The sequence below is a fragment of the Dictyoglomus sp. genome (assembly GCF_049968615.1).
GTDB lineage: Bacteria > Dictyoglomota > Dictyoglomia > Dictyoglomales > Dictyoglomaceae > Dictyoglomus > Dictyoglomus turgidum.
Map to the genome: position 1 here is coordinate 69,355 of NZ_JBMFQK010000004.1, position 14,323 is coordinate 83,677.

The window sequence follows — 14,323 nt, forward strand, 5'->3', positions numbered from 1 at the left end:
GAGGTTTAGAGTTTATGGTAAAGATTGCTATTATAGGTGCTGGTAGTGTTTCTTTCTCTATGAAGCTTCTTCAAGATCTTAATTACTATAAGGATCTTTCTGGAAGTACCGTGGTATTTATGGATATAAATGAAGAGAGGTTAGATCTGGTTTATACCCTTGCAGAAAAATATATGAAGGAAACAGGGGCAAGATTAAATTTAGAAAAGACCACCGATAGAAAAAAGGCAATAGATGGGGCTGATTTCGTTATTAACGTGGTAAAAATAGGTGGCTATCATAATATGGAAAAGGAAAGAGAGATTGCAGAAAGCCTGGGATACTATAGAGGGTTTGGAGATAGGGTAAGCGATTATTATGGCGGATTTGCAGCTTATGAGCAATTAAAATTTATAAGGGAGCTTGCGAAGGATGTAGAAAAGTTAGCACCTAATGCTTGGTATATGCAGGTTTCAAACCCAGTATTTGAGGGAACAAACTTGGCCTTGAGAGAAACAGGTTTAAAAGTTGTGGGTTTCTGCCATGGATATTTAGAGCTATTTCATCTTATAAGGGTGCTTGGTCTTGATCCTAAGGATGTAGAGGAACAAGTAGCAGGATTTAATCATTCCATTTTCCTCACTAAATTTAAATATAAGGGAGAGAATGCTTATCCCTTAATAGATAAATGGATAGAAGAGGAAGCCCCAAAGCTTTGGAATTCTTACGAATATATGATATCTCCTTGGGAATATACTCAGCTTTCTCCGGCGAGTGTAGAGATGTATAGACTGTATGGTCTATTCCCCATAGGGGATACTCCCAGGGCAGTTTCACCATGGTGGTTCCATACTGATTTAAATGAGAAAAAGAAATGGTATCCTGCGGGAGGTCCTGATTCTGAAATAGGTTGGACTATGTATCTCTATGGTCTAAAACTGAGGCTTGCTCAAATGGAGAGATTAGCAAGAGATCCTAATGTCTCTATAGTAAAGGAACTTCCTGTAGAAGAGAGCATGGAATCCATAATTCCTTTTGTGGATGCGATAGTTAATAATCATAGGCGAAGGCTTGTATTAAATGTACCCAACCAAGGGGCAATTCCAGGGATTCCTGATGATGTAATAGTAGAGATTCCTGTATATGTGGATAAAAATGGGATAGAAAGAGAGAAGATAGAAAAAATTCCCTCAAGATTGATGCTCTATGTACTCATACCGAGATGGTTAAGAATGGAAAGAATACTTCAAGCTTTTCAAGAAGGAGATAGAACCAGTTTGCTACTTATGGTTATGGATGATCCAAGGACTAAGAGTTTTGAACAAGGCAAGAATTTGGTAGAGACTATTTTATCTCAGCCTTGGAATGAAGAGATGAATAAACATTATAAATGAGAAATGAGGGGAGATTTTTCTCCCCTCAAATTAATTATTTTAGGGTATAATATCCTCTAAGGATTAAAAGATAGGTACAGGAGGGAAAATGTTAGAAAAATTAGGGCTTATTTTTTCTTCTTTTAGTTATATTTTTCAAATTCCTTTTGTTTTTTATTTAATTCTTAGGGTAAAAAAATTACGAATTAAGTTTATAGAGGATGATAAAGATAAAATAATTCTTGTCCTTTTATTTATATCAGGAGTTATAAGTTCTTTGCTTTCAAGTAAAAAGTTAGAAGCTTTTCTTGTCTCACTAATACCCTTCATCTTTGTAGGGTTTTATATCTTGGGGAAGGAAGGTTTAAAGGAAAGCAATAAAAATATTATTTATTACATTCTTTTAGGAAGCTCTATTCTTGGCTTTATTCTTTTTGTTTCAAGGATTTTTAAATTTTCTCTTTATATTTTAGAGTTCCCCATAGTAGATGGAAATGCTCCAAGGGGTTTAGTTTTAGGAGTAAAATCTCAAGGGCTTTCTTTGCTTTTGGAATTTGGAATTGTTTCTGGTATTGGACTTTTGGTATATTTTGAAAGGAATATAAGGGATATTTTGAAGATCTTACTTTTGCTTGTTTTTTGTATTTTGGGATTTATGATAACGGAGACCAGAGGGGGAATTTTGGGAATCTTGGTAGGGCTCATAGTTTTAATATCAAATAAAGAATTTTTAAACCAACTTAAGAGAAAATGGAAGTATGTACTTTTAATAGTTTTTTTATTTCTCTTGGCTTTTTTTATATTTTTTAACCAATTCTATAATAAGTTAACTATTTCTTTACAAAAAGGCAGGCAAGGTTCTATTTATGAAAGGATTTACATCTACCTTGGCACATTAAGAATGATAAAGGATAATTTACTTTTTGGGGTTGGACCGGGTTGTTTTGTATATGAATACCCCAAATATGCTTTAAAGAACTTTCCATATGTCCCAGAATTTATTCTTGGAGAGCTTTCTCATGCTGTTACTACTCATAATATTTATTTTTATTTCTTATCGGGTTGGGGTATTATTGGCTCCTCTTTTTTCTTTTATTGGCTTTTTAAAAAGATATATAAAGGATTAAAATTTAATTATTCTTTGGATAAACATATTATTTTAGCAATTTTAATGGTATATTTTGGGCATGTTCTTCTTGATGATCTTTTCTCCATACATGTTCCTTTACTTATAGGCTTGTTGAATAGGAATAAGGAATATACTTTAGTATTGGAGAAATAAAGGCTTATTTAGTTGAACTTTTGAAGGGTATTAGAGGATACTTTAACTTTTTTTGGCAATACCTTATGCTAATTATTCCTATTTTAACTCCCTTTAATCTAAAAACCTATGAAAAAGAGGTATAGTGGAGATAAATTTAGGATGATATTTGGGAGATGCTTGTTCCTTGAGAAATATTGCAGAAGGTGGTAGATGAAACTATTAAAGTTTACGAGGAAATTCTCTTTAATTCTTCTAAGTAAACTTTATTGAGTACTCCTGAGAGGAATATTTGGGATAAAGTATGATATCCTCTTTTTTCAGCCCACTCCCACCATTTATCAATATTTTTTTCATTTATTAATCCAAATAATCTTTGTATGAAGTTTCCTATTTCATATATTTTTCCAAGTTGTATCATCATTTTTACTTCTAAGATGGGGTGCTTTTTATAAAAATATAGTGCGGATTTTGCTCTTTCTTTTTCTTTGTTAAGAAGATACGGAAGATTTTTAAGATTTGGGGGAGTTTGAATATGCCATACTGTTACTTTTTCAGAGGTAATTTTGGGAATATTTAACTTCTTTATTCTTATTCCAAGTTCTAAATCCTCCCAGCCATAAAAAGTAAAATTTTCATCAAAAAAGCCAGCTTTTAATAAAATCTCCTTTGGAATACTGGCATTTCCTGTGGCAAAATAGGCAGAGGAGATATCTCTTAATTTAAATTTTTCTTCCCATGGTTTTTCCCAGTTATAGGTATTAATTACAGGTCCTTGTACGAGTATATTGAAGTTATTTTTCTTTTGAATTTCAAAATGATTTTTTAGAAAATCTTTTTTCACAAATATGTCGCTATCTATAAAGACCATTAATTTTCCTTTTGCAATTTCTATGGCTCTATTTCTTGCATAGGCGGGTCCTTTTCTTTCATTATTTTTTATGTACTTTAAATTTTTATATTTTCCTTGAAGTTCCTTTATGTATGAAGAGGTTTCATCTTCTGATCCATCATCTGAAACAATGATTTCATATTCCCCTTCAAAATCTTGATTCAATATGTTAGGGAGAGTTATTTCTAAGATTTTTTTTCTATTATATGTTGGTATTACTACACTTATATCCATAGATAGACCATTATAGCATAGGTTATGCTATACTAAAAACTATGAAAATTCTTGTAGTTGAAGATGATAGGAAAATATCTCATCTTTTAGAGTTAGAGCTTACCCACGAGGGGCACGAGGTAAAAGTTGTAGGAGATGGCTACGATGCCCTAATTGAGGTGGAAGATTTTAAGCCTGACGTAGTTATTCTTGATATTATGCTTCCAGGGCTTTCAGGAAAAGAGGTAGCAAAGAGGTTAAGGGACAAGTATCCTGATCTCGGAATAATAATGCTTACCGCTTTAGGAGATGTGAAGGATAAGGTAGAAGCTTTCAACTTAGGGGCTGATGATTATGTGGTTAAGCCCTTTAGTATAGAAGAGCTCCTTGCAAGAATTCAGGCAGTATCAAGAAGAAAAGAGAAAAAGGAAGAAATCATAAGTAAGCATGGAATTGAACTTTATGTGGATCAACATAGGGTATTTATAGATGGTAAAGAAGTTGAGCTATCTAAAACAGAATTTTCTCTTCTTTATCTTCTTCTCAAAAACGAGAATATTGTTCTTTCTAAGGAGAAGATTTTATCCTCCATATGGGGTGATTATTATGATGAGAGGGAAAATCTGGTAGAAGTATACATAAATTATTTAAGGAAAAAGTTGGGAGAAAGAGGTAAGTATATTAAGACCATAAGAGGAGTAGGATATTCCTTCAGAAAGGACTAATTATGAAGATTGCATGGAAAATCACTCTAATTTACACTGGAATTCTCATCTTCCTTATAAGTATTCTTTCTTTTCTTTTTTATATTCAGACGGAAAATGTTTTGATGGATGAAAATAAAAAGGATTTATATAGAACCTTTATGGGACTTGGAGTGGGTAGGGGATTTATGATGGGAAGAATGATGGGGGGAAGAATTTCTTCCTTTTATATTTCAGAGAAAGAAAATATAATTCAGGATCCTTTTAATTTAGGACTTGTAGAGAAAGAAGGATTATATCAGTCTCCTGATGGAAGTTATATTCTTGTGGTAAAAAGAAACAATTATTTTATTGGAAAAGATATAACTTCTACTATGACTGCTCTTGATCGTTTAAGGGAAACTTGTATTAGTATTGCCATATTAGGGGTAGTTCCATCCCTTCTTATTGGTTATTTCTTATCTCAAAGGATTCTCTTCCCTATTCGTAGGATTATAAGGGATGCTCGTTTAATTGATATAAAAAACCCAGGAAAAAGAGTAGAGCTTCCTTCTGCTAAGGATGAACTGTGGGAGTTGGCAAATACTCTTAATCTTCTATTTGATAGAATAGAGAAGGCGTATAAGAGGGAAGAAGAGTTTTCTTCTGATATTTCCCATGAATTAAAGACTCCTTTGACCTCTATTCTTGGATATATAAGAATGCTTAAAAGATGGGGTAAGGAAGATAAAAGGGTTTTGGATGAATCCTTAGATATATTAGAGAATGCTACATTGGATATGATAAATATGGTGGATACTCTCCTTAAGATATCAAGGGTTCCTGAAGAAATTGAGAAGGAGGATATAAATGTCAAGGAGTTTTTGGCTGAGATTTTAGAAAAGTATAAAAATATATATCCTGATTTTGATTTCAGGATATATGTAGAGGGTGACCCCATGGTAAAGACTTCTAAGAAGGTAATTGAAATTATTTTAGGAATTCTTATCGATAATGGAGTTAAAAATTCTCTTGATAAAAAAGAGATTTATATAGGTTATAGAGAGGGCAAGTTTTTTGTTAGAGATTTTGGAAAAGGAATTCCTGGGGAAGAAATACCAAAAATTTTTGAAAGATTTTATAAGTTGGATAAGTCAAGAAGCAGTAAAGGATATGGCTTAGGGCTTTCCCTTGCAAAAAAGCTTGCAGAAAGTATTGGATCTGATATTATAGTTGAGAGTAAGGAAGGAGAGGGGAGTATATTTTATATCAAAGTATGAAAAAAATAATAATTCTACTAATTGTAGGATTGATATTTATATCAGGTTGTGCTCGGACAGTAACTCAAAGACCTAAAGGATATTTAGGAATTAGTATTTCTTTTTATAGTCGATTGATTTTGTCAATTGACGGATCTTATTATGCATTTATTATTGCTTTTAATGAAAACAATGTAATAACAGAGGACCCCAACACTTGGCAGTACTATATTGAGTATGATGGATTTAATCAAAAGTTTATGTGGGGAATAAATGATTTTTCTTCCTACGGGACATTACTTAGTGGAAAGTTTTCTGAGGATGGAACAAATTTTTCTTTTAAAATCTCTCTAAATCTGTTCTCGAATGCTACTTCTCTTTATATGAAAATCTTTTATTTTGTGTATGATCCTTTTGTGTATGATCCTTTGCAAGGATTTAGGGATTTGTCTTGGCAATATCCTGATTCTGATTCTGAGAGCATTAGAATAGATCTTTCCACTTATCCTTATAGCTATAATTCTGTCCTTACAGGGAATATAATTTCGGGATTAAGTCTATGGATCGAATAAAGTTGTTTTTTCTTTTTATTGCCATACTTTTATATATCCTTTCTTATCCTCCCTTCAACATTTCTTTTCTTATCTTCTTTACTCTTGTTCCTCTCTTTTCTTTGCTTCCTAAGTTTTCCACAAAAGAAGCCTTTATCTATGGATTTTTATATGGTTTTGGTTTTTATGGAGTTAATTTTTATTGGATCCCTGATTTGGTTTCCAAATTTGCTAATCTTGGAGTTGGAATATTTGCTAATCTTCTTCTTATCTCTTATCTTTCTTCCTATTATGGAATTTTTCTTTGGGGGTGCAAAAAGAAGGAGAATTCTATACTTTTTCCAGCTTTTTTTATGGTGCTTCTTCAATGGATAAGATCTCATGGACCCCTTGCCTTCAATTGGGGATCTTTGGGAGAACCTATGGTAAATATTCTTCCTATTCTTCAGTGGGCAAGTGTGTTAGGAGAATTAGGGCTTTCTTTCTTTGTAGTGCTTGTTAATTCTCTTATTTCAAGATGGAAAAATTTAAAATTTATTAGAAAAACAGCTTTTGCTCTTTCTTTGGTTTTAATCTTTCTCATTGGCTTTTTAATGATGGGGGAATCTGAAGGTAAATATAAAGTTGGAGCTGTTCAAGGAAATTATGACAGTTTTTCTAAGTATTTTTACACTGATATTTATGATCAATTTAAGGTACACAGAGATTTGGCTTTAAAGCTCCCTGATAATTTGGACCTTATGGTCTTTGCAGAGAGTGTTCTTTTTTGTTATCTCAATGAATATCCTCAATATTTGATAAGTTTGAGGGAGCTTTCAGAAAAAAAGAATACTCCAGTTTTAATCGGGGCCTTAGAGAAAAGGGAAGATAAAATATATAATTCTGCCTATCTTATCACCCAGGATGGAAAATATATAACTCATAAAAAATCTCAATTGGTGCCTTTTGTTGAGGAGGTACCATTTCCATTTAACTTTATCATACCAGAGTATTTTAAGGGCTTAATAGGAAATTATAATAGAGGTCCTGGATTTACTCCTCTCCCTTTGAAGGAAAAGTTTATTGGGGTCCTTATATGTTTTGAGTCCTTATTTTCAGATCTCGCAAGAGAACTTTCCCAAAAGGGCAGTAATTTTCTTGTAGTGATAACAAATGATGGTTGGTTCGAGGGAACTCCTGCAGTATATCAGCACAGGAATCAATCCCTTTTGAGAGCAGTAGAAAATAGAATTTCTCTTGTTCAGGTAGCAAATACTGGAATTACCTTTTTTGTGGATCCTTTTGGAAGGGTATTGAAGGAAAGTAGAGAGGGAGAAAGAAATGTTTATGTTGCTAATTTGCCTAAGAAAATATTTTCTATTTATACCATCTGGGGAGATCTCCCTATCTTTATAGGATTTATTATCTTTCTTTTGATAAAATTAATAAGAGAATGAAGAGGATAATACTTCTTGGAATATTTATATTAGTAGGACTTGTGGCATGGGGGACAAGTTATTATTTTGTTCCTTTAGAAAAGGAAGTTTCAAATACTAATTTAGAAAAAGCAGGTATATATGCTGAGAAGGTATATTTAAAGGGTAGGAGTGAGGGAAATCTTTCTTGGGAGGTTTCAGCAGATAATTTAAATATTGATCTTAATTATAAACACTTTGTCTTTGAAGGAGATGTAAAGGGAAAGGTATATAGAGATAAAAAACTTTCTCTTTTAATAATCACTAAAAGGGCAGAAATAGATAGGGATAAAAATATACTTAAGATTCCTACAGAACTTCATTTTGAAACAGAAGATGGTTTTAAAGGGATTGCTCCAGAGGGTATTTGGTATTTTGACACTGGGATATTTATGAGCACAAAGGGAAGGGTAAAATTTGAGAAAGTGGGAGAATTTAAGGCAGAAGCTGATATGTTTGTCTTTGATACCAATAAAGGAAAGGCTGAGTTTGAAGGTAATGTGGTTATTGAGACTTATTATTAGAGGAGGTTAATATGAAAAGGTTAATTTGTATTTTAATGATAGCAATTTTAATCATGACCTCTGCTTTTTCTCAGACTAAAAATCCTGTGAAGATTACTGCTCAAAAGATTTCTTATGATTATGGAAAGAAGACTACTCGTGCAGAAGGAAATGTGGTAGTAATTTATAAGCCAGGGCAAGATGATGAGACAAGAATTACTGCAACTTTAGTATTTTACAATCAGGATACTAATGTAGTTGAGGCTCCAGGTAAGGTAAATATATCCCAGAGGGATTTAAGTATAGTGGGAGAAGACTTAAAGGTAGATTTGAAGAAGGAAACTCTTGAACTTAAGAAAAATGTAAATATGGTGCTTCAGAGGAAAGTGGATAATAAAGTTGAAATTACTAAACTTTTTTCCCAGAGTGTGGTTTATTCATTAAAAAACAAGACAGGGAATATGATAGGTGGTGTAAGAATTGAGAGGGAGGATTTAACGGTTTCAGCAAATAGTGCTGATTTTGATACCGATAAGGAAATTTATACCTTTGTAGATAATGTGAAAATGATGGATAAAGATAAAAATGAGATAAATTGTAAAAGGCTTGTAGTCTATGTAAAGGACAAGGTAGTTGTGGCAGAAGGAAACATTGACACTACTTTCTATGTAACCGAATGAGTATGCATATAAAAACCTATCATAAATATATATTCAGTGAAATATTGGGACCATTTTTTTTAGGAATTTTTGGATTCATCTTGGTAATGTTGATCCAAATTCTTTATGAATTTTCAGACTTCATTATTATGAGAAGAGTAAGTTTTGAGGTTGTTCTAAAACTTCTTTATTATAAGATTCCATCCCTATTTGTTTTCGTTATACCTGTATCTTTGCTTTTTGCTATCATTTTTTCCTTTGGACGACTTATGAGAGATGGCGAGATTTTTGCCATGAGATCAAGTGGCATATATTTTTTTAGTCTTACTTTAACTCCTCTTTTGTTCTCTATCCTTCTTTCTCTTATTCTTTGGTTTTTCACTTATTCTCTTATTCCTGAATCCAATTATAGATCTAATAGACTGATCCAGAAATATTTCTTTTTAAATCCTGCACCTATAAAGGGAGAGAATGTATTTTTCCATGACGAAGAAGGAAGATATTATTATGTAAAGAAGATAATAGAAAATAGGAATGTTATGCAAAATGTATTGGTTTTTGACACCTCATCCTCTAATAAGTATCCTATAATCTATACAGCAGAGGAGGCCATATGGAATAGGGATTCTCTTATATTGAAAAATGGAGTAGTTCACCATCTTGGGGATGATTCCTTTGTGGTATGGGAAGGAAAGTTTGAAGAGTTTAAAATAAATCTTCCTCAAGATTTTATGTATATCTTTTATAGGGATAGAACTCCTCAGGAAATGCCAACAAATGAGCTTAAGAAAAGAATTAACGTATATAAAAAGGCAGGAATATCTGCAAGATCCTACTTAGTGGAAGATTATCTTAGAATTGCCCAAAGTATAGCAGTGCCTATTTTTGCTCTTATGGGATTTAGTGTGATCCTCCTTACAGGGAGAGGAGGAAGGTTGTGGGGTACTGCTTTTAGCATAATTATTGCCTTCTTTTATTATGGGTTCAATATTATAGCAAGATCCTTTGGGGAATATGCGGTTTTTTCACCTTTTCTTTCTGCTTGGCTTCCTAATATAACCCTTGGAAGTTTAAGTTTGGGAGTGTTCATATGGAAGGTAAGAAAGTGGTAAAATTTCTTCTTTTTATATTATTAATATTCTTGTTTGTTTCTCAAATTGCTTTTTCTCAGGAGTCTTCTTGGAAGATAAAGGCAGAAAAGATTTCTTTTAACTGGGAATCTCAAGAATTTGAGGCAGAAGGAAAGGTAGAGTTTTTAGGAAAAGATATATGGTTAAAGGCGGATTATATTAAAGGGAATGTGAAAGAAGGATTTTTTGAGGCAAAGAAAAATGTAACCTTTAAGGATAAAAATGGAGAATTTAGTGCAGAATATATGGAGTACTATTATAAAGAAGAAAAAGCATTTATAAAAAGTGTAAAAGTTACATATCCTGTTTCAGAAAGTGAAGAAAAAATGTATATAAAAGGAGAGGAGGTTAAATGGGAAAAGGGTAATGTGGATCTAAAAAAAGGTAATTTTACTACTTGCTCTTATGAAAAACCTCATTATTACATTTCTTCATCGCAGATTGAATATTTCCCTAATGACAAGATAATTTTTATAAATGTGCTATTTTGGTTAAGATTTCCTTATCCCTATTTTTATATACCCATCTTTTACGTACCCTATTATGTTCTTCCTCTTACAAAGGAACCATCACCTTTCCCTCAATTTGGTTATGATCCTAACTTAGGACTCTATTTCTCTTATCCTTTTACCTATTCTTTATGGGGACTTCCTGGAGTCTTAACTTTTCTAATCTCTCAAAATCAAGGAGTTCAGTTTACTTTAAATCAAAAATATCACTTTCCTAATTTATCAGGAAGCATTGATTCTTATTATTTATACAACTATCTTTATAATACGGATCAATTTAAATTCTCTCTCTCAGGCATATATAAACCTTCTTCAAATTTTTCTCTTAGTTTTAATACTAATTATCTTCTTTATCCCTATTCTCAAAATTACTCTCTTCAAAGTTCATCTCAATTAACATATACTCAAGGTTCTTTTAGATCAAATATAAGGACAAATTATAATAAAACCCCTTCTCAAGAGAATTTTAATACTACCATTAACTCATCAATTAAGCTGGGTAGTAAGACTAATCTTTCCACAAACATAAGTTATAACTCTTTAAATATTTTGGGGAATAATAGAGAAGATCTACAGGGAAATGTAAAGTTTGAATTTAATGACCAAGGACAAATTCTCTATATATTTGCTAATAATCGTTGGACTAATGTCTCGGATTTTCTTTTAAAAAAGCTTCCTGAGATTTATTATGGGAGAGATTTCAATCTTTTAGGTACCCCATCTAAAATTGAATTTCTTTTTGGCAATTATATTGAGCCTTCTTATCCCTTTACTATAAAAACATGGAAATTAGGATATTACTTAAGTTTCTCCCCCAAGTTTAATCTTTCTTTCATGAATATAAATACTAACATGGGATATAAACAGGAATTTTATGGGACCCAAGATGCAAGATATATTCTATATGCTAATCTTTCTTCAAACTATAAATTTTCCCCAATTTTGTCTGGAACAATTGCTTATAATTTTCAATGGTTAGGAAAAGATATTCTTACAGGAGAATTAGGAAATTCTCCTTTTTATTTTGATTATCTCTCCAATTTAAACAACTTAAATCTTACTTTAAATTTAGGGACACCAGATATCGGATTAAGTTTGCAGGAATCCTATAACTTTATAACCAAGACGCTTTCTCCTCTTTCTATATCTGGTTTAATAAGATCAGGAAATACTTTTGTTTTAACTTTAAGGACTTCTTTCAATTTTTCTACTCTGAAATTAAATCCTATATTTCTTCAAGGTACTATTCAATATCCATGGTTTTCCTTAGGATTTGGAAGCTTATATGATATCAACTTAGGAATGTTTCAAAGGCTTGATTATAGGCTAACTTTTAAAATAACTGGAGATTGGCATTATGCAGGAAATATCACCCTAACTGGCTACTATCTTCCCTCTACAGGAAATACCCTTTATTCTCTTTCTCTTAACAAAGATCTTCACTGCTTTAATGCAAAACTTATTTATTACTTCTCTTCTCGGAGTTTTCAATTTAGCTTATCTCTAAAGGCATTTCCTACAAAGGGAATTGAATTTATAGGAAAACCAGAAGGTTTTACTCTTCTTCCAAGTTTCTAAAATATCTGGTATAATTTGAGTTAAAAATAAATTTTAATAGGGGGAATTTAAAATGGGAAAATATAGATGTGTGGTATGCGGATATGTTTATGATCCTGAAGAGGGGGATCCCGAAGGAAATATTCCACCCGGCACTCCCTTTGAAGAACTCCCTGAGGACTGGGTATGTCCTGTCTGTGGAGCAGACAAGAGCATGTTTAAACCAGTTTAGGCTATGTACTTAATCGTTGGAAATGGAATATCAGGAATAAATACTGCGGAAGTAATTAGAGAAAGGGACAAAGAAGGCAGAATAGTTGTAATAAGTAGAGAGAAATATCCATACTATTCAAGGCCACAGCTCATAGAATTTCTTGCAGGAAATATAACTATAGATCAACTTCCCTTTTACCCAGAAGAATGGTATAAAGAGCAGAATATTGAGATTCATTGTGATGAGAATGCTATAAAGGTTGATACCCAAAGAAAGATATTAATAACGGACAAGAATGAATATTCTTTTGATAAACTTATTTTAGCCACAGGAGCGATTCCCTTTAAACCAAATATTGAAAATATTAACGCTGAGGGGGTATTTACTTTAAGAAATATAGATGACGCCCTTAGTATTCTGTCCTATATAAAAGAAAAGGAGAGAGTAATTCTTCTTGGTTGTGGGCTTTTAGGGTTAGAGACAGGAAGGGCTCTTTCTCAAAGGGGATTAAAAATTATAGGTTTGGAATTTTTCCCAAGGCTTCTTCCAAGACAACTTGATGAGGAAGGTGCTAAGATTCTTCAAAATATTATTGAGAAAAAATTTTCCTTTGAGTTTTATTTAGGAGTAAAGGCTCAAAAAATAATTGGAAGTAAGAGGTTTGAGGGGATAGAACTTGAAGATGGAAGGAAAATTATGGGAGATATGCTCATAGTTTCAGCAGGCATAATCCCTCATATAGAGGTTGCTAAAAATTCAGGAATAGAGACAAATAAAGGGATTATTGTAAATAATTTTATGGAAACTAATATTGAGAATATTTATGCTGTGGGAGATTGTGCAGAGCATAACGGCAGAATTTATGGCATTATTCCTGCATGTATGGAACAATCGGAAGTGGTAGGGAGAAATGTAACATCTGAAAAGGTGGAGTATAAAGGTACATTGCCTTTTAATTCTCTCAAAGTTACTGGGGTAGATCTAACTTCTATAGGTGAAATAGAGCCTAAGGATAACTGTGAGGTTTTTGTTAAAAAGGATGAAGAGAGAGGTTTTTACAGAAAATTAATATTTAGAGATAACATGATTTTAGGGGCGATTCTGCTTGGGAACAAAAGGAGTTATGTTAACAAAATTTTGAGCTTGATGAAGAAAAAAGAGGAGGTCTTAAATAAAGAAGAATTACTAAATGAGGATTAAAGAAATTTTTTTATTATTCTTTCTATTATTGCTCTCAAATCTTTTTTCCTATGATTTTCAGAGTCTTTATAAACAAGTTAAAAGTATAAGTGACGAAGTTTTTTACATACATTCCTTTGATGGAACCAAATTAGCCTATAGGATAGCTGAACCTAAGGAGACAAAATACGTATTGATTTTCATCCATGGTATTTCTTTATATGGAAGATACTATTATCCCTTTTTAAAGGAGTTATCAGATTACGGGATTAAGGTATATTTCCTTGATCTTAGAGGACATGGAAATTCTGAGGGAAGAAGGGGAGATTCGCCAGAGGAAAAAACCTTCGTTAAAGATTTATTGCTTTTTTATAATTTTGTGAAGGAAGAAAATAAGGATATACCTGTTTATTTGGCTGGGCATAGCATGGGAGCAGGTCTCATATTAAAGTTGGTTTATCATGAAAACTTAAAACCTCAAGGTTTGATTTTAATTTCTGGAGGATTACCAGTGGAGAAGATCCATCAAAACAATGATTTATTAAGGATTAAACCTATATCTAAATTGTTTTCTTTCATAGCATATATATTCCCTCATTTTAGAATAATTGGATGGGATTTGCCCGAAGAGATAGATGACTCCCTTATTGTTAATAATTATTCTTATATGTTTTTTAGGTCTGCTTTTCCTTCAAATATAAAGGAAATTTGGGAAAAGTTAGATCTTCCTATTCTCTCTATTGTAGGCAATAAAGATGAATTTTATCCTTCAGAAGAGGTTTTAAAAGTTTATGAAGTCTATAAAAGAACTAAAAGAAAATTTATCCTTTTGAAAGATAGCAATCATATTGACGTCATAATAAAAAGTCCCTTATATATAAAAGAATGGATTTTAGGAGGTTAATTT

Annotated in this window: 14 protein-coding genes; 13 read left to right on the forward strand and 1 reads right to left on the reverse strand. The window is 32.2% G+C overall.

The window, feature by feature from the left end; genetic code table 11:
* Positions 1-14: 14 nt before the first annotated feature.
* Together ACP5QL_RS04580 and ACP5QL_RS04585 are read left to right on the forward strand one after the other, a co-directional pair.
* Positions 15-1,373, forward strand: coding sequence for an alpha-glucosidase/alpha-galactosidase (locus ACP5QL_RS04580; RefSeq protein WP_272996075.1), 1,359 nt, complete (start codon positions 15-17; stop codon positions 1,371-1,373).
* A gap of 88 nt (positions 1,374-1,461) precedes the next feature.
* Positions 1,462-2,634 carry an O-antigen ligase family protein gene (locus ACP5QL_RS04585; protein WP_272996073.1) on the forward strand — a complete coding sequence of 391 codons (1,173 nt, stop codon included), beginning with the start codon at positions 1,462-1,464 and terminating at the stop codon, positions 2,632-2,634.
* 208 nt (positions 2,635-2,842) lie between these two features.
* Here ACP5QL_RS04585 and ACP5QL_RS04590 read toward each other — a convergent pair whose 3' ends face one another.
* Positions 2,843-3,739 (reverse strand): glycosyltransferase family 2 protein, encoded by an 897-nt coding sequence (locus ACP5QL_RS04590; protein ID WP_272996071.1) that lies wholly within the window; start codon positions 3,737-3,739, stop codon positions 2,843-2,845.
* A 41-nt stretch (positions 3,740-3,780) separates the two neighbouring features.
* Between ACP5QL_RS04590 and ACP5QL_RS04595 the strand changes: the two genes are divergently transcribed.
* Genes ACP5QL_RS04595 through ACP5QL_RS04645 form a run of 11 tightly spaced genes read left to right on the forward strand, consistent with a single transcriptional unit; the run spans position 3,781 to position 14,320 of the window.
* Positions 3,781-4,443 (forward strand): response regulator transcription factor, encoded by a 663-nt coding sequence (locus tag ACP5QL_RS04595; RefSeq protein ID WP_273333615.1) that lies wholly within the window; start codon positions 3,781-3,783, stop codon positions 4,441-4,443.
* A gap of 2 nt (positions 4,444-4,445) precedes the next feature.
* The gene (locus tag ACP5QL_RS04600) at positions 4,446-5,681 is read left to right on the forward strand and encodes a HAMP domain-containing sensor histidine kinase (protein WP_012582569.1); all 1,236 of its coding nucleotides are present in this window, start codon (positions 4,446-4,448) and stop codon (positions 5,679-5,681) included.
* Positions 5,678-6,232: a hypothetical protein gene (locus ACP5QL_RS04605; protein ID WP_428125704.1), complete on the forward strand. Its 555-nt coding sequence runs from the start codon at positions 5,678-5,680 to the stop codon at positions 6,230-6,232. Before ACP5QL_RS04600 ends, ACP5QL_RS04605 begins: the two co-directional genes overlap by 4 nt.
* Positions 6,220-7,647, forward strand: a complete 1,428-nt coding sequence (lnt, locus tag ACP5QL_RS04610; protein ID WP_428125708.1) for an apolipoprotein N-acyltransferase — start codon at positions 6,220-6,222, stop codon at positions 7,645-7,647. The genes ACP5QL_RS04605 and lnt overlap by 13 nt, the downstream gene beginning before the upstream one ends.
* The gene (locus ACP5QL_RS04615; protein WP_012582566.1) at positions 7,644-8,189 is read left to right on the forward strand and encodes a hypothetical protein; all 546 of its coding nucleotides are present in this window, start codon (positions 7,644-7,646) and stop codon (positions 8,187-8,189) included. Before lnt ends, ACP5QL_RS04615 begins: the two co-directional genes overlap by 4 nt.
* Positions 8,190-8,200: 11 nt before the next feature.
* Positions 8,201-8,848 carry an LPS export ABC transporter periplasmic protein LptC gene (lptC, locus tag ACP5QL_RS04620; protein ID WP_012582565.1) on the forward strand — a complete coding sequence of 216 codons (648 nt, stop codon included), beginning with the start codon at positions 8,201-8,203 and terminating at the stop codon, positions 8,846-8,848.
* 2 nt (positions 8,849-8,850) lie between these two features.
* Positions 8,851-9,939, forward strand: a complete 1,089-nt coding sequence (locus tag ACP5QL_RS04625; protein WP_424662106.1) for an LptF/LptG family permease — start codon at positions 8,851-8,853, stop codon at positions 9,937-9,939.
* Positions 9,918-12,044 carry an LPS-assembly protein LptD gene (locus tag ACP5QL_RS04630; protein ID WP_428125715.1) on the forward strand — a complete coding sequence of 709 codons (2,127 nt, stop codon included), beginning with the start codon at positions 9,918-9,920 and terminating at the stop codon, positions 12,042-12,044. Before ACP5QL_RS04625 ends, ACP5QL_RS04630 begins: the two co-directional genes overlap by 22 nt.
* A 52-nt stretch (positions 12,045-12,096) precedes the next feature.
* On the forward strand, positions 12,097-12,255 hold the full coding sequence (gene rd / locus ACP5QL_RS04635; protein ID WP_012547478.1) for a rubredoxin: 159 nt from the start codon (positions 12,097-12,099) through the stop codon (positions 12,253-12,255).
* 3 nt (positions 12,256-12,258) lie between these two features.
* Positions 12,259-13,437, forward strand: coding sequence for an NAD(P)/FAD-dependent oxidoreductase (locus ACP5QL_RS04640; RefSeq protein WP_272996258.1), 1,179 nt, complete (start codon positions 12,259-12,261; stop codon positions 13,435-13,437).
* Positions 13,427-14,320 carry an alpha/beta hydrolase gene (locus ACP5QL_RS04645; RefSeq protein ID WP_012582560.1) on the forward strand — a complete coding sequence of 298 codons (894 nt, stop codon included), beginning with the start codon at positions 13,427-13,429 and terminating at the stop codon, positions 14,318-14,320. The genes ACP5QL_RS04640 and ACP5QL_RS04645 overlap by 11 nt, the downstream gene beginning before the upstream one ends.
* Positions 14,321-14,323: the final 3 nt, after the last annotated feature.

Bases quoted from the DNA above. Each gene is read 5' to 3' on its own strand.
- ACP5QL_RS04645 (WP_012582560.1), top strand. From the start codon at position 13,427: ATGAGGATTAAAGAAATTTTTTTATTATTCTTTCTATTATTGCTCTCA.
- ACP5QL_RS04585 (WP_272996073.1), top strand. From the start codon at position 1,462: ATGTTAGAAAAATTAGGGCTTATTTTTTCTTCTTTTAGTTATATTTTT.
- ACP5QL_RS04615 (WP_012582566.1), top strand. From the start codon at position 7,644: ATGAAGAGGATAATACTTCTTGGAATATTTATATTAGTAGGACTTGTG.
- ACP5QL_RS04590 (WP_272996071.1), bottom strand. From the start codon at position 3,739: ATGGATATAAGTGTAGTAATACCAACATATAATAGAAAAAAAATCTTA.
- ACP5QL_RS04600 (WP_012582569.1), top strand. From the start codon at position 4,446: ATGAAGATTGCATGGAAAATCACTCTAATTTACACTGGAATTCTCATC.
- ACP5QL_RS04640 (WP_272996258.1), top strand. From the start codon at position 12,259: ATGTACTTAATCGTTGGAAATGGAATATCAGGAATAAATACTGCGGAA.
- ACP5QL_RS04625 (WP_424662106.1), top strand. From the start codon at position 8,851: ATGCATATAAAAACCTATCATAAATATATATTCAGTGAAATATTGGGA.
- ACP5QL_RS04630 (WP_428125715.1), top strand. From the start codon at position 9,918: ATGGAAGGTAAGAAAGTGGTAAAATTTCTTCTTTTTATATTATTAATA.
- rd (WP_012547478.1), top strand. From the start codon at position 12,097: ATGGGAAAATATAGATGTGTGGTATGCGGATATGTTTATGATCCTGAA.
- ACP5QL_RS04580 (WP_272996075.1), top strand. From the start codon at position 15: ATGGTAAAGATTGCTATTATAGGTGCTGGTAGTGTTTCTTTCTCTATG.
- lptC (WP_012582565.1), top strand. From the start codon at position 8,201: ATGAAAAGGTTAATTTGTATTTTAATGATAGCAATTTTAATCATGACC.
- ACP5QL_RS04595 (WP_273333615.1), top strand. From the start codon at position 3,781: ATGAAAATTCTTGTAGTTGAAGATGATAGGAAAATATCTCATCTTTTA.
- lnt (WP_428125708.1), top strand. From the start codon at position 6,220: ATGGATCGAATAAAGTTGTTTTTTCTTTTTATTGCCATACTTTTATAT.
- ACP5QL_RS04605 (WP_428125704.1), top strand. From the start codon at position 5,678: ATGAAAAAAATAATAATTCTACTAATTGTAGGATTGATATTTATATCA.